At 70.5% G+C, this 22,485-nt stretch carries 21 protein-coding genes; 8 read left to right on the plus strand and 13 right to left on the minus strand.

From position 1 onward, the window contains the following. Nucleotides 1–84: 84 nt before the first annotated feature. Nucleotides 85–390 (plus strand): hypothetical protein, encoded by a 306-nt coding sequence (locus tag OIC96_RS17780; RefSeq protein ID WP_330306886.1) that lies wholly within the window; start codon nucleotides 85–87, stop codon nucleotides 388–390. 43 nt (nucleotides 391–433) lie between these two features. On the opposite strand, the gene OIC96_RS17785 is transcribed toward OIC96_RS17780, so the two are convergent. From OIC96_RS17785 to OIC96_RS17800, 4 genes are all read right to left on the minus strand, one after another. Next, entirely contained in the window at nucleotides 434–1,585 is a 1,152-nt protein-coding gene (locus OIC96_RS17785; RefSeq protein WP_330306885.1) for a hypothetical protein, read from the minus strand. A gap of 38 nt (nucleotides 1,586–1,623) precedes the next feature. Further along, on the minus strand, nucleotides 1,624–2,562 hold the full coding sequence (locus tag OIC96_RS17790; RefSeq protein WP_330306884.1) for an N-acetylneuraminate synthase family protein: 939 nt from the start codon (nucleotides 2,560–2,562) through the stop codon (nucleotides 1,624–1,626). Between the two features lie 14 nt (nucleotides 2,563–2,576). Beyond that, nucleotides 2,577–3,875, minus strand: coding sequence for an N-acylneuraminate cytidylyltransferase (locus OIC96_RS17795; RefSeq protein WP_330306883.1), 1,299 nt, complete (start codon nucleotides 3,873–3,875; stop codon nucleotides 2,577–2,579). Nucleotides 3,876–3,967: 92 nt separating this feature from the next. Beyond that, on the minus strand, nucleotides 3,968–5,281 hold the full coding sequence (locus OIC96_RS17800; RefSeq protein ID WP_330306882.1) for a DUF6716 putative glycosyltransferase: 1,314 nt from the start codon (nucleotides 5,279–5,281) through the stop codon (nucleotides 3,968–3,970). A gap of 198 nt (nucleotides 5,282–5,479) precedes the next feature. Here OIC96_RS17800 and OIC96_RS17805 point away from each other — a divergent pair, with 198 nt between their 5' ends. The 4 genes from OIC96_RS17805 to OIC96_RS17820 all read left to right on the plus strand — a co-directional run bounded on the left by OIC96_RS17805 (nucleotide 5,480) and on the right by OIC96_RS17820 (nucleotide 9,770). Continuing rightward, nucleotides 5,480–6,457, plus strand: a complete 978-nt coding sequence (locus tag OIC96_RS17805; RefSeq protein WP_330306881.1) for a glycosyltransferase family 2 protein — start codon at nucleotides 5,480–5,482, stop codon at nucleotides 6,455–6,457. Beyond that, the gene (locus tag OIC96_RS17810; protein ID WP_330306880.1) at nucleotides 6,454–7,788 is read left to right on the plus strand and encodes an alpha-2,8-polysialyltransferase family protein; all 1,335 of its coding nucleotides are present in this window, start codon (nucleotides 6,454–6,456) and stop codon (nucleotides 7,786–7,788) included. Before OIC96_RS17805 ends, OIC96_RS17810 begins: the two co-directional genes overlap by 4 nt. Next, nucleotides 7,785–8,954 (plus strand): acyltransferase family protein, encoded by a 1,170-nt coding sequence (locus OIC96_RS17815; protein ID WP_330306879.1) that lies wholly within the window; start codon nucleotides 7,785–7,787, stop codon nucleotides 8,952–8,954. The genes OIC96_RS17810 and OIC96_RS17815 overlap by 4 nt, the downstream gene beginning before the upstream one ends. Before the next feature lie 408 nt (nucleotides 8,955–9,362). Continuing rightward, complete coding sequence (locus OIC96_RS17820; protein WP_330306878.1) at nucleotides 9,363–9,770, plus strand: hypothetical protein; 408 nt, start codon at nucleotides 9,363–9,365, stop codon at nucleotides 9,768–9,770. Nucleotides 9,771–10,001: 231 nt separating this feature from the next. Here the strand turns inward: OIC96_RS17820 and OIC96_RS17825 are convergent, their stop codons facing one another. Next, complete coding sequence (locus tag OIC96_RS17825; RefSeq protein WP_330306877.1) at nucleotides 10,002–10,652, minus strand: TetR/AcrR family transcriptional regulator C-terminal domain-containing protein; 651 nt, start codon at nucleotides 10,650–10,652, stop codon at nucleotides 10,002–10,004. Between the two features lie 72 nt (nucleotides 10,653–10,724). Between OIC96_RS17825 and OIC96_RS17830 the strand changes: the two genes are divergently transcribed. Further along, nucleotides 10,725–12,173: an FAD-dependent oxidoreductase gene (locus tag OIC96_RS17830; RefSeq protein ID WP_330306876.1), complete on the plus strand. Its 1,449-nt coding sequence runs from the start codon at nucleotides 10,725–10,727 to the stop codon at nucleotides 12,171–12,173. On the opposite strand, the gene leuE is transcribed toward OIC96_RS17830, so the two are convergent. The 3 genes from leuE to OIC96_RS17845 form a co-directional block, all read right to left on the minus strand. Then, on the minus strand, nucleotides 12,170–12,823 hold the full coding sequence (leuE, locus tag OIC96_RS17835; RefSeq protein ID WP_330306875.1) for a leucine efflux protein LeuE: 654 nt from the start codon (nucleotides 12,821–12,823) through the stop codon (nucleotides 12,170–12,172). The two genes, OIC96_RS17830 and leuE, sit on opposite strands and share 4 nt — an antisense overlap. 84 nt (nucleotides 12,824–12,907) lie before the next feature. Beyond that, nucleotides 12,908–13,744 (minus strand): hypothetical protein, encoded by an 837-nt coding sequence (locus OIC96_RS17840; RefSeq protein ID WP_330306874.1) that lies wholly within the window; start codon nucleotides 13,742–13,744, stop codon nucleotides 12,908–12,910. 80 nt (nucleotides 13,745–13,824) lie between these two features. Then, nucleotides 13,825–15,405 carry an acyl-CoA mutase large subunit family protein gene (locus OIC96_RS17845; RefSeq protein WP_330306873.1) on the minus strand — a complete coding sequence of 527 codons (1,581 nt, stop codon included), beginning with the start codon at nucleotides 15,403–15,405 and terminating at the stop codon, nucleotides 13,825–13,827. 260 nt (nucleotides 15,406–15,665) lie between these two features. On the opposite strand from OIC96_RS17845, the gene OIC96_RS17850 reads away from it, so the two are divergent. Continuing rightward, nucleotides 15,666–16,475, plus strand: a complete 810-nt coding sequence (locus OIC96_RS17850; RefSeq protein WP_330306872.1) for a L,D-transpeptidase family protein — start codon at nucleotides 15,666–15,668, stop codon at nucleotides 16,473–16,475. 278 nt (nucleotides 16,476–16,753) lie between these two features. Here OIC96_RS17850 and OIC96_RS17855 read toward each other — a convergent pair whose 3' ends face one another. The 5 genes from OIC96_RS17855 to OIC96_RS17875 all read right to left on the minus strand — a co-directional run bounded on the left by OIC96_RS17855 (nucleotide 16,754) and on the right by OIC96_RS17875 (nucleotide 20,899). Next, the gene (locus tag OIC96_RS17855; RefSeq protein ID WP_330306871.1) at nucleotides 16,754–17,842 is read right to left on the minus strand and encodes a hypothetical protein; all 1,089 of its coding nucleotides are present in this window, start codon (nucleotides 17,840–17,842) and stop codon (nucleotides 16,754–16,756) included. Further along, complete coding sequence (locus tag OIC96_RS17860; RefSeq protein ID WP_330306870.1) at nucleotides 17,842–18,504, minus strand: RNA polymerase sigma factor; 663 nt, start codon at nucleotides 18,502–18,504, stop codon at nucleotides 17,842–17,844. The genes OIC96_RS17855 and OIC96_RS17860 overlap by 1 nt, the downstream gene beginning before the upstream one ends. A 406-nt stretch (nucleotides 18,505–18,910) precedes the next feature. Beyond that, on the minus strand, nucleotides 18,911–19,657 hold the full coding sequence (locus OIC96_RS17865) for a hypothetical protein (RefSeq protein WP_330306869.1): 747 nt from the start codon (nucleotides 19,655–19,657) through the stop codon (nucleotides 18,911–18,913). 54 nt (nucleotides 19,658–19,711) lie between these two features. Beyond that, a complete protein-coding gene (locus tag OIC96_RS17870) occupies nucleotides 19,712–20,329 on the minus strand; it encodes an RNA polymerase sigma factor (RefSeq protein WP_330306868.1) in 618 nt (205 codons plus the stop codon). Between the two features lie 147 nt (nucleotides 20,330–20,476). Then, complete coding sequence (locus tag OIC96_RS17875; RefSeq protein ID WP_330306867.1) at nucleotides 20,477–20,899, minus strand: hypothetical protein; 423 nt, start codon at nucleotides 20,897–20,899, stop codon at nucleotides 20,477–20,479. Between the two features lie 298 nt (nucleotides 20,900–21,197). On the opposite strand from OIC96_RS17875, the gene OIC96_RS17880 reads away from it, so the two are divergent. After that, nucleotides 21,198–22,292, plus strand: coding sequence for a hypothetical protein (locus tag OIC96_RS17880; RefSeq protein ID WP_330306866.1), 1,095 nt, complete (start codon nucleotides 21,198–21,200; stop codon nucleotides 22,290–22,292). Nucleotides 22,293–22,485: the final 193 nt, after the last annotated feature.

Raw genomic sequence — 22,485 nt, forward strand, 5'->3', positions numbered from 1 at the left:
CGCTGGATTCCGGAACCATCACCGCCATGCGGCTGTTTCGACACGGACCGTGGTCGGCGGCCGGTGGACGGGCACTCTTCGGCCATGGAGGCATGCGGATGCGGTGAGGACCAGATTCCCTGGATGCTGGCGAGGTTCGGCCTGATCGGGACGGCCTTCCTGGTCGTCGGCGGTCTCGTGGTGATGATCCTCGCGGGCTGGGCGCTGGGGACGGTGGTGTGGCTGCTGCGCCGCCGCGCGCCCGCCGGACCCGGGATCCTGCCGGGTGAGGTCCCGCCCGGCGCGGCGCCGGCCGGGAACCCCGCGCCGGCCGACGCCGGCGGCTTCGCGGGCTTCACCTGGCGTACGGCGGACGAGCCCGGCGCTCAGCCGAAGCGGCCCGCCACATAGTCCGCGGTGCGCTGGTCCTCGGGGGTGCCGAAGATGTGACCGCCTACACCGCCGTGACCGCCGACAGCCGGGTCACGTCCCGCGCCGTTCCCGTGACCCCCGACAGGAACCCCTGGGCCCGCGGAGAGGCGTTTTCGGTCAGCCAGGTCGGGTCGATGTCGCAGACGGCGACGCGGACCTCGGTGCCGACCAGGGCCAGCGGGAGGGTGTGGACGACCGTCGAGGGGAAGCTCAGGATCGTACGGCCGATGGGGCCGCGGCGGGCGATCAGTTCCAGGGGCAGGTCGGGGCGGACGATTTCGAGGCCCGTCTCGGCGGCCAGCCGGTGCAGCTTGTCGGCGCTCTCGCGGCGGTGGGCGAAGTAGCGGGTCGCGCCGTGCGCCCCCGCGAGGCTCTTGACCGCCGCCAGGTAGCGGTCCGGGTCGACCACGCCCGTCTCGACGAGCGAGGTGCCGACCAGGTCCGCGCCCTTGGTGATGCGGGGCGGGCCGAAGCGGGCGCGGGTCCAGGAGAAGTCGTTGGCGGTGATGCGGACGCCGTCCGGGGCCGAGTCGATCGGCATGGAGGAGAAGACCTCGACGCTGCGGCGGCCGGTCGGGGTGAGACGGCGGCGGGCCGAGGCCGAGACCGGCGCGAAGAGCACGTCGCGCGCACCGGGGCGGCCACCGCGCCGGTGCCAGCGCACCAGGCGCTCACCGCGGGCGAGCTGGGCGACGAACTCCATCGTCGCCGTGCCGTCGTCGACGACGACCAGGTCCTGGGCCTTGGTGATCGTCAGCAGGAGCTGTACGTAGCGGGAGAACGGGTCCCCCATGACGATGCGCCGGGCCTTGCGCAGCAGCGGGGCCAGTCCCCCGATGGTGTGGAAGGGGGCCGTGGTGCCGCCGCGCGCCTCCTCCCAGCGGACCTGGTGACCCTCGTCGCGGGCCAGTTCCGCCATACGGCGCAGCTGGCCGCGGGTCATCGGGTCGTTGGGCGAGAGGACGACGAGGGTGAACCCCGCGCCGGACGCCGGATCGGCCGTCCCCGAGGACCCCGCGCCGGACGCCGGATCGGCGGCCCCGGAGGGCCCCGCGCCGGGCGCCGTCGCACTGTGGGCGTGGGTGTGCGCCCACTCCAGCACGTTGAGCAGCTGTACCGGACTCTCGACGAAGGCGAGAGTGTGGGAGCCGGCGGAACCGGCGCGGGGGCTCATCGACGTACGACCGTCCCGTCGTAAGGAATTCAGGGCGTTCAGACCGCGACCGGCTCGCCCGCGGCCGCGGCGATCTCCGCCTCGGCGACGACGCCCGTGACGCGGCGCAGCTTCTTCATGGGGCCGAGCTCGGACTCGTAGACCTTCTTGACGCCGTCACCGAGGGAGGCCTCGATGGTGCGGATGTCGCGGACCAGGCGGGTCAGGCCCTGCGGCTCGACCGAGGCGGCCTGGTCGGAGCCCCACATGGCGCGGTCGAGGGTGATGTGACGCTCGACGAAGGTGGCGCCGAGGGCGACCGCGGCGAGCGTGGTCTGCAGGCCCGTCTCGTGGCCGGAGTAGCCGATCGGAACGTTCGGGTACTCGGCCTGGAGGGTGTTGATGACGCGGAGGTTCAGCTCGTCCGCCTTCGCCGGGTACGTCGAGGTGGCGTGGCAGAGCAGGATGTTGTCCGAGCCGAGGACCTCGACCGCGTGGCGGATCTGCTTCGGGGTCGACATACCGGTGGAGAGGATGACCGTGCGGCCGGTGGCGCGGAGCGAGCGCAGGAGCTCGTCGTCCGTGAGGGACGCGGACGCGACCTTGTGGGCCGGGACGTCGAACTTCTCCAGGAAGGCGACGGCCTCGGTGTCCCACGGGGAGGCGAACCAGTCGATGCCCTTCTCCTTGGAGTACTCGTCGATCTGGCGGTACTCGTCCTCACCGAACTCCACACGGTGGCGGTAGTCGATGTAGGTCATGCGGCCCCAGGGGGTGTCGCGCTCGATGTCCCACTGGTCGCGCGGGGTGCAGATCTCCGGGGTGCGCTTCTGGAACTTGACGGCGTCGCAGCCGGCCTCGGCGGCGGCGTCGATCAGCTTGAAGGCGTTCTCGAGCTCGCCGTTGTGGTTGATGCCGATCTCGCCGACGACGTAGACGGGGTGGCCCGGGCCGGCGGTCTTCGAACCGAAGGTGCGCAGACGGGAGTTGGTGCTCATGGCGGGGAAGTTCCTTACTTGTCGAGGGAGTCGAGAGAAGGGCCGAGGATCCAGCTGGCGATCTCTCGGATCGCGCCGTCGCCACCGGGGACGGTGGTGACCGCGCGTGCGGCGCCGCGCACGACGTCGTGGGCGCTCGCGACCGCCACGGGCCAGCCCACGAGGGCGAAGCACGGGAGGTCGTTGACGTCGTTGCCGACGTAGAGCACGCGCTCAGGCGCGATGCCCTGCTCCTCGCACCACTGCTTCAGTGCGAGGTCCTTGCGGTCGATGCCGTGCAGGACCGGGAGCTTGAGCTTCCGGGCCCGGGCGGCGACCACCGGGTTCTGTTCCGAGGACAGGATCAGCATCGTCAGCCCGCTCTTGCGGAGGGCGGCGATACCGAGTCCGTCTCCGCGGTGCACGGAGACGAACTCCCGTCCGTCGGAGTCGATCAGCACCCTGTCGTCGGTCTGGGTGCCGTCGAAGTCGAGGACGACCGCGTCGATGTCTTCGGCGGTCGGGAGGGTGCCGGGCCGGTTCGCGTCGAAGAGCGGCGCGAGGGCGCGGGCACGGGCGAGGTCGTGCGGGTCGTCGATCTCCAGCACGCGGGCCGGGTCGGTGCGCACCAGTTCCGTACGCCCGAAGAAGCGGTGCCGGTGCTCGCGCAGGCCCGCCGCGTCCATGGCGTAGGCGGCGCCGGTCTCCAGGAGGTCCTGGGGGCGGTCCTGGCGGCGCGGGCGGAACGACTTGTCGTGGTTTACGCCGTAACCGCCGTCCGTGGCGGTGGAGTTGGCGACCTTGGTGGAGCCCCCGACCTCGGCGGTGCGCGCGGTGTCGACGACCGCCGGGTCGTCGTCCGCGTCCCGCCAGATGAAGCCGTGGAACGGGGCCACCGTCAGCGCGGTGTCCGCGCCGTTCTCCACGACCGCGCCCGCGACCCCGTCGATGTCCTCGCGGACGATGAACGGGCTGGTGCACTGGACGAGCAGGACCACGTCGACCGGGGAGCCGTGCAGCGCCTCGTGGGCGTCCATGGCGTGCAGGACGGCGGCCTCGGAGGTGGCGGTGTCGCCGGCGATGGCGGCGGGCCGCAGCACGACCTCGGCGCCGGCCTCGCGGGCGGCGGCGGCGATCGCCTGGTCGTCCGTGGAGACCACGACGTCCGTGACGAGCCGGGTGGCGCGGCACTCGCGCACCGCGCGGGCCACCAGCGGCACACCGCCGACGGGGAGGAGGTTCTTCGCGGGCACGCCCTTGGAGCCGCCGCGCGCGGGGATCACCGCGAGCACGCGGCGCACCGGCGCCGCTTGGCCCGCTTCCGGGTTGGTCATGCGCTGTTCTCCTTGACGAGGAAGGCGAGAAAGGCGTGGGGGGCGGGGGGTGCCGGGGATGTGGGGACCGCCGGGTCCCTGGGCGGCGGCGCTCACAGCTCTCCCATCCGCCGGATCACCGGCGCCACGCGCTGGACGCCGTGGCGGTAGGCGCCGCGGGCCGCCCGGCGCACGATCTGCCGTACGGGGCTGGGCTCCTTGTCCGCCGCGGGCGCGCCGGGCAGCGGGCTGCCGTCCGGGCCGAGGTGGTGGCGGGCGAGGATGCCGGGCAGATAGCCGGGCGCGGTGACGGGCGTGTAGTAGGGGGCGAGGGCCGGGAGTCCGGGCGCTTCCAGCAGTTCGCTGATGCGGAACCGCGCCACGTCGAAGGCCGTCTCGTACGACCCGTCGGCGGCGACGCCCTGCCGGGCCACCCACGCCGCGTCGGACACCGGCCGGTACCCGTCGTCGAGCTGGTCCCAGGAGGCGAGGCAGCCGGAGCCCACGAAGTGGTGGTTGCCGAGCGCCTCACGCACCCCGAGGTCGCTCAGGACGACGGTGGGGATACGGCGGTGCAGGGACTCCAGGGCCGCCGTGGAGCTGATGGTGACCAGCAGGTCGGTGCGGTCGAGGACCTCGCCCATGTGCCCGTACACCAGGCGGAAGTTGGCGGGCGGGTCGGCCTTCTGCACCAGCTTCTGGTAGGGCAGCTCCTCGATGTGCGTGGTGTGTTCGCCCGGCTTGGAGCGCAGCTTCAGCAGGACCTCGCGGTCCGGGTGCAGCCGTGCGTGCTGGATCAGCCGGTTCAGCAGATACGTGCGGTCCTTGCGGCTCTCCGGTACGGAGGGCTGGGCGGCGAAGACGACCGTGTACGGGTCGTGCCCCCCGGCCGGGTACGCCGTGCCGCCCAGGAAGGGCAGCGCGACCTCGGTCACCGACTCGGCGTCGGCGCCGACCCCCTCGTACACGGCCCGGAAACGGTCCGCGTCCTGGCGGGAGTTGGCGAGGACGAGGTCCGCGCCGTGCCGCAGCAGCAGCCCGTCGGCGAGCTTCTCGTAGACGACGCCGACATAGCCGGTGACGACCACGGGCCGCTTCGTCCGCCCGTCCCAGGCGCGGGCCAGCCCGTGCAGCATCGCCTGGACGGCGCCGCCGACGAGGGCGAGGACCAGGACGTCGTACTGCTCCTCCGCCATGTCGCGCAGGAATTCGACGGCGGTGACCTCGCGGAGGGAATCCGCGCGGACGCCGACTTCTTCGAGCTGGCGGGCGGTGGGGGTGGCACGGCCGCGCAGGAGGTATCCGTCGAGGTGGATGTCCGATTCAGTAGGAGAAATACGGTTCGCGGTGAGCGAGCCCCATTTCCACCGGGTATCGGAGTCCGCCAGGACGGCGACCCGCAGGAACTTCGTGGTACTTGCTGGCACGTCCAAGACGCTAGAAAGCGATGTGGAGTTGCGGCCCAACCTGAATGCAACAAAGGGTTAACAGCACATCGACGAATGGCGAATCGGGCCGCTTAGGCACAGGAAAAAAGCCTGGTTCACAGCTTCGCCACGCGCCGTTCACCTGGCATCAAGCCGCCGGTCAAGACGAATGCCGGGCCGCCGCCTAACGTCACATGGGTGGTCAAGCTCTCCGTCATCGTGCCGTTCTACAACGTGCAGCAATACGCGCCCGACACTCTGAAGAGCCTGCGTGCGAACGCGCGGGCGGACTTCGAATTCATTCTCGTCGACGACTGTTCGCGCGACGAGACACCGGACATCCTCGCGCGCGCGGAGCGCGAGCTCCCGGGCGCGGTGTATGTCAGACATGAGAAGAACGGAGGACTGGCGACCGCGCGCAACACGGGCATCGACGCGGCACGCGGCGACTACCTCACGTTCCTCGACGGGGACGACTGGCTCGCCCCCGGCTATTACGAGCAACTCCTGGCCTCCATCGAGGACTTGGGCTGCGACTTCGTCCGTACGGACCATGTCCAGTGCACCGCCCGCGCCCGCACCATCCACCGTGTTCCGCAGGGCCGGCGGGGTGTGGTGATGAATCCGCGCGACGCGATCCTGCCCGCCGACCGGTCCACCTCCGTCGACTACGCCTACGCCTGGGCGGGCATCTACCACCGCCGGCTGGTCGACCGCGGACTGCTGCACTTCACCCACGGACTGCGTACGGCCGAGGACCGGCCGTGGATCTGGAAACTGCACCGGGAGGCGGAATCCTTCGCCACGGTGGGGCTGCTCGGCGTGTTCTACCGGCGTGGCGTGGCCTCCTCTCTCACCCAGATCGGCGACGTACGCCAGCTCGATTTCATTCGCGCGTTCGATCAGGTCGTGGCGGAAACCGCCGAGGATCGTGACGCGGAAAAACTCCTGCCCAAAGCCGTGCGCACATATTGCGCGATTATTTCCCATCACCTGGGATCCATCGAAAGGTTCGAGCCAGCGGTGGCACGGAAACTCAAGTCCATGAGCGCCGTCGCCCTGCGGCGTATGCCGCAGGACGTGCTCGACGACGCCCTCGACTCGATGGACATCCAGCGCGCCACCCGGCTGCGCCGGCTGCGCCGCCGTCCCGCCGCCACGGGGGTGGCCGCGTGACCACCCAGATCTTCCTGGCGTCCACGCTGTACGGAACGGCCACGCTCGCCGCCGCCCTGGACACCGAGTGTTTCGCGCCGGCCGACCGGCGCATCCTGCTCGTCTCCAACAACGCGGCGACACCCGAGACGACGTCCGGCGTGGACGAGATGCCCGGCTTCGAGCAGCTGCGCGGCCGCTTCGACGACGTGATCTCCTGGAACGAGACCATCTCGCCCTTCCACCCCGGCGGTTGGGCCCCGCGGCTCGACGACGTGCCCCTGTGGGAGCGGCATCTGCGGCTCGCCTGGAACCTGGGCGACGACGACATCGAGCTGGCCGTCGAGTCGATCCAGGTGAACCCTGCGCTCGGCGTCGCGCAGATCTTCACCGGCGCGCCCGTCACCGTCTACGCGGACGGCCTGATGAGCTACGGCCCCACCCGCAACAAGATCGACCCGCTGGTCGGCACCCGGGTGACCCGCCTGCTCCACCTGGACCTGGTCCCGGGCCTGAGGCCCCTGCTCCTCACGGAGTTCGACGTCGAGCCGGAGATCGTGCCGACGGACGCGTTCGTGAAGGTGCTCGCCGAACTCGTGGACACCGGCGACACGTTGCCCGCCATCGACGAACCGGCACTCCTCCTCGGCCAGTACCTCTCCGCGCTGGACATCCTCACCGCCGAGGAGGAGGAGAACCTCCACGTACGGATGCTGAAGGGCGCCCTCGCGCTCGGCCACACCCGCGTGGTGTTCAAGCCGCACCCCTCGGCCCCGGCCCGCTGGTCGCGCCTGCTGGAGAAGGAGGCCGAGAAGCTCGGCGCCGACCTCACGGTGCTCGACACCCCGGTCCTCGCCGAGGTGCTCTACCAGCGGATGCGCCCCGCCCTGGTCGTCGGCTGCTTCTCCACCGCGCTGCTCACGGCGTCCGCGCTGTACGGCCTGCCGGTCGCCCGCATCGGCACTGGGTCGCTCCTCGACCGTCTCACGCCGTACGAGAACAGCAACCGCATCCCCGTGACGATCGTGGACGCCCTGCTGCCCGAGCTGACGGACGAGGCGGCGGTCACCGAGCAGCGGCACGGTCTGGATGTTGCGGCCCTCACCCGACTCGTACGCGCCGTTGGGTTCGCCATGCAGCCGAAGATCTACCCGGACCTGCGCAAGGCCGCCGAGGACTATCTGACGCACCATCTGAACCAGCGCACCTGGCGGTACTTCAAGCGTCGCCGCCTCACCTCGCTGGCGCTGCCCGGCGCGGTCCCCTCGCAGCTCGCCTTCATCCCGCGCAACGCGACGGTCCGCCGAGTGGCGCGCCGCGCACGGTCGTTGAAGCGGGCGGCACTCGGATGACCGCCTCAGCTTCCGCTTCCACCTCGGCGGAAGCGCGGCTCGCACCGGCCGGCGATGCCGCCGGCGTCCCGGCCCGGATAATCCCCCGGGCGCACGCGCCACGTCTGCGTGCGCTCGACGGGCTGCGGCTCATCGCCGCGCTGATGGTCGCCGCGTACCACTACGGCGGGCGGGACGGCGAGGTCGCGCAGGCGTGGGGCAGTTCGGCGAGGCACCAGTTCCCGCTGCTGCACTCGTACTTCGCGTACGGCTGCCTGGGTGTCCAGGTCTTCTTCGTGATCAGCGGCTTCGTGATCTGCATGAGCGGCTGGGGCAGGCCCCTGCGCTCGTTCTTCGCCTCCCGCGCGTCACGCCTCCTGCCCGCCTACTGGGCGGCGGTGATCATCGTGACGGCGGTCTTCGCGCTGCCCGTGGTCGCGTACAAGGCGGTCGCGCCGAGCGACGCGCTGGTGAACCTGACGATGCTGCAGCAACCCCTCGGCGTGGACCGGGTGCTGGGCGTCTGCTGGACCCTCTGGGCGGAGGTCCGCTTCTACGCCCTCTTCGCCCTGTGCATCGTCCTGCCGGGCGCCAGCCGGCAGCGGGTGATCCTCTTCTGCGCGGGCTGGACCCTGGCGGCGGCCATCGCGCAGGCCGCGAACGAGCCACTGCTGAACATCGTCCTGATGCCGGAGTACTCCTCGTACTTCGTCGGCGGCGTCGGCCTCTACCTCGTCCACCGCAACCGGCGGGACGCGTACGCCTGGGGCATCGTGGGCGTGAGCTGGCTGATCGGCCAGCACTACGCCGTGGTGAAGCTGTGGCACGCCCCGAACCCGGACTTCTTCTCCTACCGCACGTCGTTCGGCATCATCCTGGTCGTCACGTTCGGCTATCTGGCGGTGGCGGCCATCGCGCTCGGCTGGCTGAACTGGGCCAACTGGCGCTGGCTGTCGGTCGCGGGGGCCCTTACGTACCCCTTCTACCTGGTCCACGAACACCTGGGCTGGGTCGCCATAAAGGCCTACCACCAGACCCTGGGCATCCCGTCGTACGGCACGTTCCTGCTGACGGTAGCGACGATGCTGCTGCTGGCCTGGCTGCTGAACCGGTACGTGGAGGAGCGGCTGGCGCCGCGGCTGCGTGCGGCGCTGAACCGTGGGCCCGTCCCGAGCCGCCAGGGCTAGACGGTGCGGACGTCGCGCTCCACAACGCGGCGCAGGCACCCGCGCCTCTCCTCACTTATCGACCGCAAACGCCCCGGACGCTCAACGCTCACGGGCGAGGGCCCGCAGTGAGCACACTTTCTCGGCCGGGGACAGTTTTCTCTTGCCTGTTATTCCCAAACCGGGCGGACTATGATCCGACGCTGTTTTCTCGCATGCGATGATCCCGGCTTCTTGCCATTGTCCGCATTGCGCGCTGCGCTTGGGTCGAAAGAGTGACGTGGATCTGAACTCTTCCACACCTTTCCGTACGTGGAGGGATTCACTCCATCTATCACAGATAGCCGAAACCCGCGCTTGTGAGATGCCCCTACGCCTCCATAGCGTGTGATCCGGAACAAGTCAGCATTGCCGAACAGAGGAGAGCTCGTGAAGTCTCGTTTCCGTCTATCGGCCGCTGTCGCCGCCGTGTCACTGGCAGCTGCGGGCGCGGTGGGAGTGTCCACGACGCCCGCAGCCGCGGCGTCCGCCACCTGTTTTGGCTACGCAGGGAACCTCAACGCATACGGCGCGGACTATGTCGCCTGGCAATACGGGCCGTCCGAATGCTTCGGTGTGGCACCCTCAGGAACCATTTGGCACACGTGGTCGGGCGCGGGTAGCTGGAAGGAGATGCCGGGCAACGGCAGAGCCTTGCACTTCATCGGCTACTTCGAGAACTCTGCCGGCAAGGCCGTCAAGGTCGTGACGGAGGCCGGAAACTACTACTGCAATTATGACGACTACGCGACCAATACGTGGGGCGGCTGGTACGGGACGTCCACCGACCACTGCTGAACCGCATCCAACCGTTTCCGGGTGGCCAACACCCACCCGGAAACGGGAGCGGTCGGCCGAACAGGTACGACATCTCTGCCAAGGTTTCCGAGAATCCCGGATGCCGGCTCATGCCGATCCCGGACTGCTAAATTCCACCACTCCAATTCGCATATTGCACCCGGCATCGATCTGGGTTCATTGGCTTATTCCACTGCGGGCTCCCGCGGCACCGCCACCGGGACTCTTCGGTCAACTGACCTCGTACCGCGTCTCGATCCCCGCGATCACCAGCGCCAGCCCCTCTTCGAAGTGCCGTTCGTAGTCCTCGAAGATCTCCGCGCCCGCCGCGGCCGACAGGGGGAAGTCGGCCATCAGGCGGGCGCGTTCTTCCATGTCGTAGCCGTCCCGGCGCTCGCCCGGGAGCGGCTCGACGCTTTGTTCCTCGGTGACGAAGCCCAGCGTGTACATGAAGGCGGTCGTGGTCGCGCGGACCGCCTGGGTGAGGGTGAAGCCGGCCTCCGTGAAGAGGCGCAGGGTCCGCTCCATCTCGACGGCGTGCAGGGTGCCGGTGAAGCGTGAGCCGCTGAAGACCCTGGCGCCGTCGCGGTAGCTCAGCAGCGCGGTGCGCAGTCCGCGGCCGGACGTCAGGAGCCGTTCCTGCCAGGTGGTGTCGAGGGCGGGCTCCCCGTCCGCGGCCATCCGCCGGTACATCTCCGTCGCCATCTCGTCGAGCAGCGCCTGCTTGTCCTTGAAGTGCCAGTACAGAGCCGGTGCCTTGACGTCCAGCTCCTTGGCGATGGCGCGCAGGGTCAGGCCCTCCAGGCCGACCTCGTTCAGCAGCTTCAGGGCGGTGTCCGCGACCCGTTTGCGGTCGAGGGGCGCTCGTCGTTCCGTACTCACGCTTGACAGCTTAACAGCGTTAAGGGCACGCTCATGAGCGACGACACTTAACAGCGTTAAGGAGATTGAGTGATGGCAGTGGACACGGACGTCCTGATCGTCGGCGCGGGCCCGACCGGCCTCGCCCTCGGCATCGACCTGGCCCGGCGCGGGGTGGCCGCGCTCGTCGTGGAGCGGGCCGACAGGCTGTTCCCCGGGTCGCGCGGCAAGGGGATCCAGCCGCGCACGATGGAGGTCTTCGACGACCTCGGGGTGCTGGACGCGATCCGCGCGGCGGGCGGCGACTACCCGGTCGGCATGATCTGGCAGAACGGCGAGCGGGTCGGTGAGCACCAGATGTTCGACCCGGCCGAGGCCGGCGACGACTCGCCGTACGCGCAGCCGTGGATGGTGCCGCAGTGGCGTACGCAGCAGATCCTGTTCGCGCGGCTGACGGAGCTCGGGGGGCGGGTCGGGTTCGGGCGGGAGGTCGTCGGTCTCACGCAGGACGAGGACGGTGTGACCGTGGAATTCGCCTCCGGCGCACCCGTCCGCGCCCGGTACGCCGTCGCCGCCGACGGGGGCCGCTCGGCGGTGCGCCGCGCGCTCGGGATCGGTATGACCGGGGAGGCCGATATGACCATGGCCCCGAACCCGATGCTGGTGGCGGACGTCCGGATCACCGGGCTCGACCGCGACAACTGGCATGTCTTCCCGCCGTCCGACGGCGAGGGCTTCCTCGCGATCTGCCCACTGGCGGGGACGGCGGACTTCCAGGTCGCGGCCCAGTTCGCGGAGGGTACGGACGTCGACCTCTCCCTCGACGGCATCCGCAAGACTGTCGCCGCCCGCTCGCACCTGTCCCCCGACGCCGTGACGGAGGTGCGCTGGGCCTCGGACTTCCGGCCACGGGCCGCGCTGGCGGACCGCTTCCGCTCCGGGCGGGTGTTCCTCGCCGGGGACGCGGCGCACGTCCACTCCCCCGCCGGGGGCCAGGGCCTCAACACCAGCGTCCAGGACGCGTACAACCTCGGCTGGAAGCTCGGCGCGGTGCTGCGCGACGGGGCTCCCGAGTCCCTTCTCGACTCCTACGAGGAGGAGCGGCTGCCCGTCGCCGCGGACATGCTCGGCCTCTCCACCCGGGTCCACCGGGGCGAGGCCCGCCGCGGCGCGGCCACGCGGCAGCTCGGCCTCGGCTACCGGGGTTCCTCACTCGCGGTGGAGACCCGTGCGGGCCTGCCGGAGGCCGCGCTCCAGGCGGGCGATCGCGCACCCGACGGCGCCCACGACGGCGTACGCCTCTTCGACACGTTCCGGGGGCCGCACTGGACGCTGCTGACGGTCGGCACGGACCCGGGCGCGGACGAGAGCCTGCCGTCGCTCCCCGCCGTCCGCACACTGCGGATTCCCTCGCGGGAGGCGTACGGGAGCGGGGTCTTCCTCCTGCGACCGGACGGTTACGTCGGCTGGGCGGGCGGGACGGCGGAGGGGCTGACGGAGTACGCGACGGGCGTCGGCCTCCGCGACACCCTGCCCGGCTAGGCGGCGCTCGCGAGCGTGAGCTTCACGGCGAAGCCGAGGAAGAGGGCGCCCGCGGCGGTCGTGGCCCCCGCGGAGAGGCGCTTGCGCCTGCGGAAGGCCGCCGCCAGCTTCGTACCGCTGAATATCAGCGCGGTCAGGTACAGGAAGCTCGCGAGCTGGGCGAAGGCGCCGAGGACGACGAAGGAGAGGGCCGGGTAGGCATACCCCGGGTCCACGAACTGCACGAAGAAGGCGACGAAGAACAGGATCGCCTTCGGGTTGAACAGGCTGATCACGAAGGCGCGCCGGTAGGGCCGCTCCTCGGCGGCCGCCTCGGACTCCACGGCCTCCGCGACCCGCTCCCGCCGGGTCCGCCACATCCCCCACGCGGCCCGCAGCATCCCGACCGCCAGCCACGTCAGATACCCGGCACCGGCGTACTTCACGATCCCGAACAGCACGGCGTTCGCCTGCAACAGCGAGGCGACTCCTGCCGCGGAGAGGGTCATCAGCACGGCGTCCCCGCACCAGACGCCGGCGGCGGCGGTGTACCCGGCGCGCACACCCCGGCGGGCGGCGACCGACAGCACATAGAGGGAGTTCGGACCGGGGAGCAGGACGATCAGGACGAGGCCTGCGAGATAGGTGGGGAGATCAATGACACCGAGCATGAAAACGAGTGTCGCACGGAGGTACGACACTCCCTCTTGGGGTGTCGCCCGGCGGGACGGGCGATCGGCGGGTGAGCACGCGGCTCACAGACCGAAGGAGGGACCGTCGTCGAAGCCCGGGAGGTCGATCGACTCGTCAGGGAGCTCCGTCGACTTCTCGTAGAGCTCGGTTGGCGGGGCGTAGAGCCCGACATGGTCGTCGAGCGGCTCCATCGGCTCGTACGTGAGTGGCGCGTCCTTGGTGATCTCACGGTGGCGCAGCCATTCCGCGATCGCCTGTGTCTGCGTGAAGTCCTTGGCCGCCTCCAGCTCCTTCTGCTCGGCCTTCTCGCGCATGCCCTGGACCGCGTCACTCAGCATCGTGACGGTCTTGCCGATCACGGACGTCGGCATCATGTGGATGAGGAAGCCGCCGATCACACACCGGGCCGCGCCGGCCGCCAGGCTGTTGTCGCTCTTGAGCTCGGCGTGGACGCCCTGCAGCAAGGCTGCGTCGATATCGCCGTGCAGGGCCGTGATGGCCACCGACGCCGCGTCGTAGACGGTGGCGCCCCCGGGCTCCAGGGGACACGTCAGGGCGATGACCGAGTCCTCGCCCTCACCGATCTCGTGGAACGTGATCGCGAGGTCCTTGGTCTCCTCGTTGACCCTCTCGATGGTCAGCGGAGGCTCCATGCCTTCGATCACTGACAGCGCCTTGTCGAGGACCTTCTTCTCGTTGGCGAGCGGACCGACGTCGACGGCCAGCCCCTTGAGGTCCAGCCGTGGCTTCTCGCGCATCTCACCGAGGAGGGGCTTCGACAGGATGATCTCGTTGTCGATGGACCGGTCGCCGGGTGGCTCCAACGGCGGACGAACCTGCTCGATCTTCCTCGTCGGGCGCTCGATCCTCCGACTTGGCCTCTCCCGTCCGAACTCCATCCGAGCCTCCCCGAAGCAGCGGGCCGTCATGTCTCCCTAAGACGCATCGGCCCGCCCCCGGGTTCCCTCAAAAGCCCTGCTCAGAAGGCGTCCGACGGCACATACGTCCCCCAGACCCCCCGCAGCGCATTGCACACCTCGCCCACCGTCGCGCGGGCGCGGAGGGCGTCCTTCATCGGGTACAGCACGTTGTCCGTACCCTCGGCCGCCTTCTTCAACTGGGCGAGGGCGGCGTCCACCGCGGACTGGTCGCGTTCGGCGCGGAGCTTCGCGAGGCGTTCCGCCTGCTGGGCCTCGATCACGGGGTCCACGCGGAGCGGCTCGTACGGCTCCTCCTCGTCGAGCTGGAAGCGGTTGACGCCCACGACCACGCGCTCGCCGGAGTCCGTCTCCTGGGCGATGCGGTAGGCGCTGCGCTCGATCTCGGACTTCTGGAAGCCGTGCTCGATGGCGCTGACCGCGCCGCCCAACTCCTCGACCCTGTCCATGAGTTCGACGGTCGCCGCCTCGACGTCGTCGGTCATCTTCTCGATGACGTAGGAGCCCGCGAAGGGGTCCACGGTGGCCGTGACATCGGTCTCGTAGGCCAGCACCTGCTGCGTACGGAGGGCCAGGCGGGCGCTCTTGTCCGTCGGGAGCGCGATCGCCTCGTCGAAGGAGTTGGTGTGCAGGGACTGCGTGCCGCCGAGCACCGCTCCCAAGCCCTGGACGGCGACACGCACCAGGTTCACCTCGGGCTGCTGCGCCGTCAGCTGCACGCCCGCCGTCTGCGTGTGGAAGCGCAGCATCAGCGACTTGGGGTTCTTGGCGCCGAACTCGTCCTTCATCACCCGGGCCCAGATGCGGCGGGCCGCGCGGAACTTGGCGACCTCCTCCAGGATCGTCGTACGGGCGACGAAGAAGAAGGAGAGGCGGGGGGCGAAGTCGTCGACGTCCATCCCGGCCGCTACCGCCGTCCGCACGTACTCGATGCCGTCGGCGAGCGTGAACGCGATCTCCTGTGCGGGGGACGCGCCCGCCTCCGCCATGTGGTAGCCGGAGATCGAGATCGTGTTCCACTTCGGGATCTCGGTCTTGCAGTACTTGAAGATGTCCGCGATCAGACGGAGGGAGGGCTTGGGCGGGAAGATGTACGTGCCCCGCGCGATGTACTCCTTGAGTACGTCGTTCTGGATCGTGCCCGTCAGCTGGTCCGCCGGGACGCCCTGCTCCTCGCCGACCAGTTGGTACATCAGCAGGAGCAGCGCCGCGGGCGCGTTGATCGTCATCGACGTCGAGACCTTGTCCAGCGGAATCCCGCCGAACAGGATCCGCATGTCCTCGACCGAGTCGATCGCCACGCCGACCTTGCCGACCTCACCGTGCGCGATGGCGGCATCGGAGTCGTGACCCATCTGGGTGGGCAGGTCGAAGGCGACCGACAGACCCATCGTGCCGTTGGCGATCAGCTGCTTGTAGCGGGCGTTCGACTCCACGGCCGTACCGAAGCCGGCGTACTGCCGCATCGTCCACGGACGGCCCGTGTACATCGACGGGTAGACGCCGCGGGTGAAGGGGTACGAGCCCGGCGCGCCCAGCTTCTCAGCCGGGTCCCAGCCCTCCAGGGTCTCCGGCCCGTAGACCGGCTCGATCGGCAGACCGGACTCGGATTCGCGCGCCATTGCTGTGCCTCCCACTCAAGCTACTCACTAGTAGGTTCCGACCCTCGCGACGGACTGTAGCGGCGGCCGTGCGCCGGGTGGAGTGGCCCATGCTGGGACCTTGCTCACAGACCGGTTCACGAACCTGTTCCGCGGACCTGTACACCGTTTCGCTCTCCACCATGCCGCCTGGTTCGCAACCGGTCACGCCCGGGGAGCATCTCAGGTGACACAACGGCACAACGGGGGTCCGGATGCGTACGACGGGTACTACGGCAGGTATGAAGAGATCGCTGGCCGCCCTCGCGGTTCTCGCTGCGGTGAGCGGCTGCACGGCACAGGCCGTGGACGCCCACGGGAAGACTCCGCCGGCCGTGCGGACCGGCGGTTCGGCCGGCCCCACGCCCACGACGACGGCCAAGGACAAGGACAAGGACGACAAGCCCGCCCCCGCCGCCGCCAAGGTCCTGTGGTCCTCCGGCGACAAGGGCACGGACGTCCGCGAGGTACAGGCCCGGCTGCACCAGGTCGCCTGGCTCATCACCGCGCCGACGGGAACGTACGACTCCGCGACGGCCTCCGCCGTGAAGGGCTTCCAGGGCAAGCGCGGGCTGCCGCAGACCGGCGAACTGGACGCCGTCACCTGGGAGCGGCTGAAGAGGATGACGCACAAGCCGGCCCAGTGGGAGCTGTACCCGTACGGCGGGCAGCCGGCCGCGCAGCCGGACCCGCGCTGTATGACGGGCCGCGTGCTGTGCGTCAGCAAGACGAGCCGCACGCTGCGCTGGATGATCGACGGGAAGACGGTCTCGACGATGGACGTGCGGTTCGGCTCGCAGTACACACCGACCCGCGAAGGTGTGTTCAGCGTCTACTTCAAGTCGCGCTACCACGTGTCGACGATCTACCACACGTCCATGCCGTACGCGATGTTCTTCAGCGGCGGCCAGGCGGTCCACTTCTCCTCGGACTTCGCGGCCCGCGGCTACTACGGCGCCTCGCACGGCTGCGTCAACGTACGGGACGAGGGGAAGATCGCGGCGCTGTTCGCGCAGGTCCGCACGGGGGACAAGGTCGTCGTCTACTGGTGACGGACCCGGCGCGGGGCGGAGAAGGAGAGTGGGGCGCGGGCGGGACCGGGGGAACGTGTCCCGCCCGCGCCAATGTGCACCGAGCCATGGGTACGGGGGGAACCCCGGCTCAGTGCGACGGCCGATGACCAGTCGGCTCACCCCTTACTGCGTCACGGCGGCCGAAAACGTCACACCCTGGCCGAAGAAAGTTCCAAGAAATACGAAACCGCAGGTCAGAGGCGGGTCAAAGACAGGTCGGAGAGGTGCTGTGAGCGGCTCAGTGCCCAGTGAGTGGCTCAGTGGCCGGTGAGCAGCGCCAGTGCGCTGTACGTCGGGGACGGCGTCGGAGCCGCGACCGTCTTGCTCGGCAGCAGCGGGTTCAGGGCCGACACTGAGGGCGCCGGGGTGAGGATGCCGCCGTTGCCGCGGTGGTCGTTGCCGCCCGGCAGTATGTGGTTGCCGTCGTCGTCACCACCCTGATCCCCTTGATCGCCCTGGTCCGAGCCCTGCCCCGACCCCTGGTTGCCGCCGTTCGTGTCCCCGTCGCCGTTCTGGCCGTTGCCGGAGCCGCCCTCGGTCTTCCCCAGGATGCCGTTGCAGTACGACTTCACCCGGCTGCCGCCGCCCGCGGCGTCCTCCAGGACGCGCCGGCGGCCGGCGGCCAGGTCCTTGCCGTCGAGGACGTCGCGGCAGTACGAACGGGTCTTGGTCCACCACGCGGCCGAGCGATCGGCGTCGCCCGTCTTGTCCGAGCCCGGCTGCCCGCTCGCGGCGGTGCCACCGGATGCCTCGTCGCTCGCGGAGCCCTTGTCGGCCGGGCCGCTCGTGCTGCCGTCGGGCGTCGGGGCCTGGGAGCCGCCGGTCCCGGAGGCTCCGGGCGACGGCGAGACGAGCGGCCGTTCCGGTGTCCCGGCGGCCGTGACCGAGGCGGCGGGGCCCGGTCTGTCGTTACGGAACGGAGTCGGCAGCACTCCGGTTCCGGCCGCGACGGCGACTCCGCCGATCATTCCGGCGGCCAGCGCCGCGGCGATCCCGAAGCGCGCGGGGCGACCCCAACGGGCCCGGCGGCCACCCGGCACCGGGCGTCCGAGACGTACCAGACCGGCGTCGGAGGCATGGGCGGCCGGGCGTGTCAGACCGCGCCGGCCGAGGTGCGCCTCCTCGCCGTTCCTGCCCGTGCGCGCCCTGCGGAACTCGGCCAAAGCGGCGGCCTCGCCGGGGAGTTCGGTGCTGCTCAGCGCCGTCTCGGCGGCCAGCGCACCAAGGGCGTCGGCGAGTCGGTCCGCCTGGTCGCGGGTGTCGGCGTCGACGGCTTCCAGCGGCTCTCCGCGCAACAAACGCTCCGCGGCATCGCGGTCCAGCCACCTGTACTGCTCGTCGGCCATCACATGTCCTTCTGCGTCCGCGAACGCGTATGCGTCACACCCGCGGACGTCACCGCGCGTGTGCGCGATCCTCTTTGTGGGGGAACGGCGCCGAGTGCGCCGGCGGATTCCGGATCCTCGCCGAGCAGCTCCGCGAGCCGCTTCAGACCTCGGTGCGCCGCCGTGCGGACCGCGCCGGGGCGCTTGCCGAGAGTCTCGGCGGCGGTCTTGGCGTCGAGGCCGACGACGACGCGGAGCACGACGGCCTCCGCCTGGTCCTGCGGGAGCTGGGCGATGAGCGAGAGGGTGCTGTCGGTGGCCAGCGCCTCGATCGCCTCACCCGCGGTGTCGGACTCGGCGGCCTTGCCGGTCAGTTCGGTCTCGTCGCCGCCGATCGCGGGGCGGCGCCCGCGCATCCGTATGTGGTCCAGGGCGCGGTTGCGGGCGATCCGGGCGGCCCAGCCGCGGAACCGGTCCGCGTCTCCGCTGAACCGCTCCAGGTCACGGGCGATCTGCAGCCAGGACTCGGATGTGACGTCCTCCGCGTCCGGGTCGCCGACCAGCGTCCGTACGTATCCGAGCAGCCGTGGGTGCACCGCGCGGTACACAGTCCGGAACGCGGTCTCGTCCCCGTCCTGTGCAGCAAGCACCGCGGCGGTCAGCTCCGCGTCGTCCCCCAGCACCCGCGCGCGCCTCTCCCTGCGCCTAAACCGGCGCCGCTTTCGCGGACCGGGTCCTCGCCGCCGTGGTTCGTCAGTCGATGGTTGCGGTCCCGGGACCGCAAGTGGTTGCGATGGTCATGCATCTTCCGCACCCGGCGCGAATGGCACGTTACGACGTGAAACCGCTCCCCGTCCATGTCCGTACAACATGCAACTACCTCGTGACGGAGCGAGGTGTGACACAAAACGCAGCCGTGGCGCTGTAGAGAGTACGGGCCGCCGCGCGGCCCGTGCCGCGCGACGGCCGGGGCCTCTCCTGTGGGGGGTGGCGGCCCCGGCCGTTGCCATCGGCGAGGAAGGGCGGGCGTACGCCGGGTACGCCGAAGGGCCCCGAAGGGCCCTCGAAACTCTCGGCTCTCCGACTTCTCTACTGCTTGCCCCTGGACTTCGCCGGCTTCGGCGTCGGTGACGACGGCGAGGTGGCCGCGGACGTGGCGGCCGGGCTCGGCGCGCTGTCCGCCTTCTTCGTGTTCGTGTCCGTGGGCTCGGTGTCCTCACCCAACTGCTCGGCGCAGTACGCCGCGACGTTGTCCTCGCCGCCCGCGGCGGTGATCAGCCGCTGCCAGGCCGTCGAGTTCAGGGCATTGCCCCGGCCCTTGACGTTCTCGTACGCGCGGCAGTGGGCCTCGGTGTCCTGGGCCTGGGAGGGGCGGGCGGAGGGATCGGCCTGCGCGGGGGCGGAAGACGAACCGGAAACCGCAGGCCCCGTGGGCTCGACGGCGGACCGGTCGGGGGCGCTGCTGGACGGCTGAGTCCTGCTCCCGCCCCGGTCGTCCGGGTCGTCGTCGGACGACGAACCGATGGCCGCGACGGCGACCCCGCCCAGCGTCACGCTCGCCAGCAGCACGGCGAACGTGGCCTTCAGCGAGCGGCCCACTCGCCGCTGCTCGCGCGGCCGCCAGTCGTCCCGCCGCCGGGTGCGCGCGGCGTGCGCGCCGCCGTCCCGCGCGGTACGGAAGGCCGCGACGGCCTGCGCCTCGGCGTCGGCGTCGTGCGCCCCGCCGCGCATCACGGCGGCGAGCAGCACCTCCAGGGCGGGCTCTTCACTCGCGGAACCCGACGGGCGCGTGACCCGACGGCCGGAGTTCCCGCCGTCGCCGTCTCGTTCACCCATGTCCGGTTCCCTCTCTGTCCGACGGCTTCCTGCCGTTCGACGACTTCTTGCCGCTCATCCCGACTCCCCCAGCGTCTGGGGTCCCTCATCCGTCACACCCTCGGCGCGGAGCAGCCGCGCGAGGCTCTTCAGGCCGCGATGGGAGGCGGTGCGCACCGCGCCCGGGCGCTTGCCCAGTACCCGCGCCGCCGCCGGCCCGTCGAGGCCGACCACCACCCGCAGCAGCACGGCCTCGGCCTGGTCGCGCGGCAACCGTGAGACCAGCTCCAGGGCGTACTCCGTGGAGAGGGTCTCCAGCGCCTGGTCGTGCGTGCTGTGCGTGCCGGGCAGCTCCAGTACGTCCTGTTCGATCGCGGTCCCCCGGGGCCGTACCTTCAGCCGCCGAAGATGGTCCAGCGCCCGGTGCCGGGCGATGGTCGCGGTCCAGCCGCGGAACCCCGCCCCGTCACCCCGGAAGCGCCCGAGGTCCCGCGCGATCTCCAGCCACGCGTCGGACGCCACGTCCTCCGCGTCGTCGCCGACGATCCCGCGCAGATACCCGAGCAGTCCGGGCTGCACGATCCGGTACGCGACCGCGAAGGCGGCCTCGTCCCCCTCCTGCGCCCGCGCGACGGCCACGCCCAGCTCCCCGTCGTACGCCTGCACGCGGCGGGGTTCCCCTCCCTGGCCCAACACTGTCCTCGTTCGCACCGAGTTCGCCCGAAATCAACACCGATCGACACGGTCTGCCGTGTCGCCGCCCCCATGGTCATCAGCGTCGGGCCTCACAGAAATGTCACAGTGCGTCAGGCGCCCTTGCCGCCTCACGCGTACCGGCTCTCACAGGCGGGCCGCGGGGGCCGTTCGCCCGTGCAGCTGCAGATACAAGGTCCGTACGGACTCCAGCTCGCCCGCCTCGAAGCGCTTCACGACCTTGCCGAGCGGGTTCCACACGCGCCCGTCGGGCATCCGTACGCCGACGGGCTGGCCGAACAGCTCCCGCTGACCGGCGTCGAAATCGACCCACTGGGCCCCGGCGCGCCTCACGAGCACCTCGCCGGCGTAGACGCCGAGCCCGAACAGCACGTGCTGGACGCTGCCACGGTCGGGGCTTCCCTTCCGCAGGCCGTCGACGATGAAGTCGACCACCCGCAGGCTGTTCACGGAGTAGTCCAGTGGCAGCCGGTTGCGCGCAGTGGCCTGCCGCACGAACAGCTCCGCCTGCCGCCGCATCCGCAGCCCGGCCGGTGCCTGCTCCGCCATGAGTCCCCACCCCCTGGTCGCCATGCGTCCGGGGCGCGGTCACGTCCCGGTCCACCAGTCCAAGCGGAACAAGGACGTGGGACATCACATGTGGCTGGAGTGACATGTGACACATAACGAGTTTCCCGAGTTCGTACAACGATTCGCCCAACTCAAGCGTCTTCCCTCCCCTCTCAAGGGAGGAGATTGATAGCTGATGCGGCATATGCGAGAAATGCCATTCGAATGGAAGTGCGACAACGCGGCGTGTTATCACCGGTGCCAACTGCCCACTCCCGCACACCATTTGGAGGTCCGCATGCCCCTGAGGCACCCGCTGGCGGTACTCGCTCTGGCCGCCGCGACCGTGATCGCCGTCGCACCCCACGCGAGCGCGTCGGCCGTCACCGTCAGCGCGCACACCGCTGCCGCCTCGAAGCCCGCCCAAGCGGTCCAGTACGTACAGGACTCGCTCTACGCCGCCGGAGACTCCGGCTACCTGCACCGCCGCGCCAACGCCGACGGCTCGCCCGGCCCGTACACCTGGCGCGGCTACGACGGGACCGAGCGCACGCTCGACACCTACAGCGGCGCGCTTCCGGGCCAGTACGGGTACTACGGCACCGGCAGCGACACCGTCCTCGCCTCGGAGCAGTACGCCGGCGGGCAGGCCCGGTTGCTGAACCCGGCGACCGGCGCGGCGATCGACGTCACCGTGCCCGACGGGCAGTACGTCGCCGCCGCCTTCGGCTCCACGCTGATCACGCAGGAGTACAACGAGGTGTGGCAGGCCGTCCGCCTGCACGTCCTGCGGGTGTCGGACACCGGAGCGATCGTCAGCGACCTTCCGGTGGACCCGCCCGGGAGCCAGTTCTTCCACAAGGAGCAGACGGTGCTCGCGGGGGACGACAACTCCGCGCTCATCCGGTTCCGGCACGCGACGGCCATCGGAGTGCTCGACCTCACCACCGGCGCAATCACCGAGGTCAGCACCCACGCCACGGACGACGACCCGCTCCGGCTCCAGGCGGCGCTCTCCCCCACGCACATCGCCGTCTACCACGAGGGCGCGGCCCAGGCCCGGGTCGTACGGCGCGACGACCCGGCCGGCGCGCAGAGCGCGGTGACCGTGCCGCAGTCGCCGGCCGGCACCGCGTTCGTCGGCCTGGCCGGGGAGTGGCTGCTCACGTCCTACCGGCCGCCGTACGGGACGACTCCTGGCCCCGGCGGACCGCTGCTGGCCACTCCGCTGGAGGGTGGCGCCCCGAGCACGCTGCTGGAGTCCGCCGAGCCGCAGATCGTGCAGGTTCCGGACGGTGGGGCGGTCGTCGTGGGCCCGTCGGCTGACGGCACGTGGACCGCGCAACGCGTCACGGTGGCGCCGAGCGGGAAGCTCGCGCTTCAGGTTCTCTGAGCCGACGCTGCTGGGCGCGCCCCCTGGGAACTCGGGGCGCGCCCGCCTCGGGGCGGGCGCGGCGTGGAACCGCCGTGAGGCGACCTGCGCACCCCCGCGAAGTGAGCGCCTGACGTGATGTTTTGCGTTTGCTGTGCGCTTGGTAAGCAGGCCCCCCTGTGACGGGTGGGGCGTTTGTTAACCATTTCTAGGG

The sequence above is a fragment of the Streptomyces sp. NBC_00775 genome (genome assembly GCF_036347135.1).
In the GTDB taxonomy this organism is placed as follows: domain Bacteria; phylum Actinomycetota; class Actinomycetes; order Streptomycetales; family Streptomycetaceae; genus Streptomyces; species Streptomyces lutosisoli.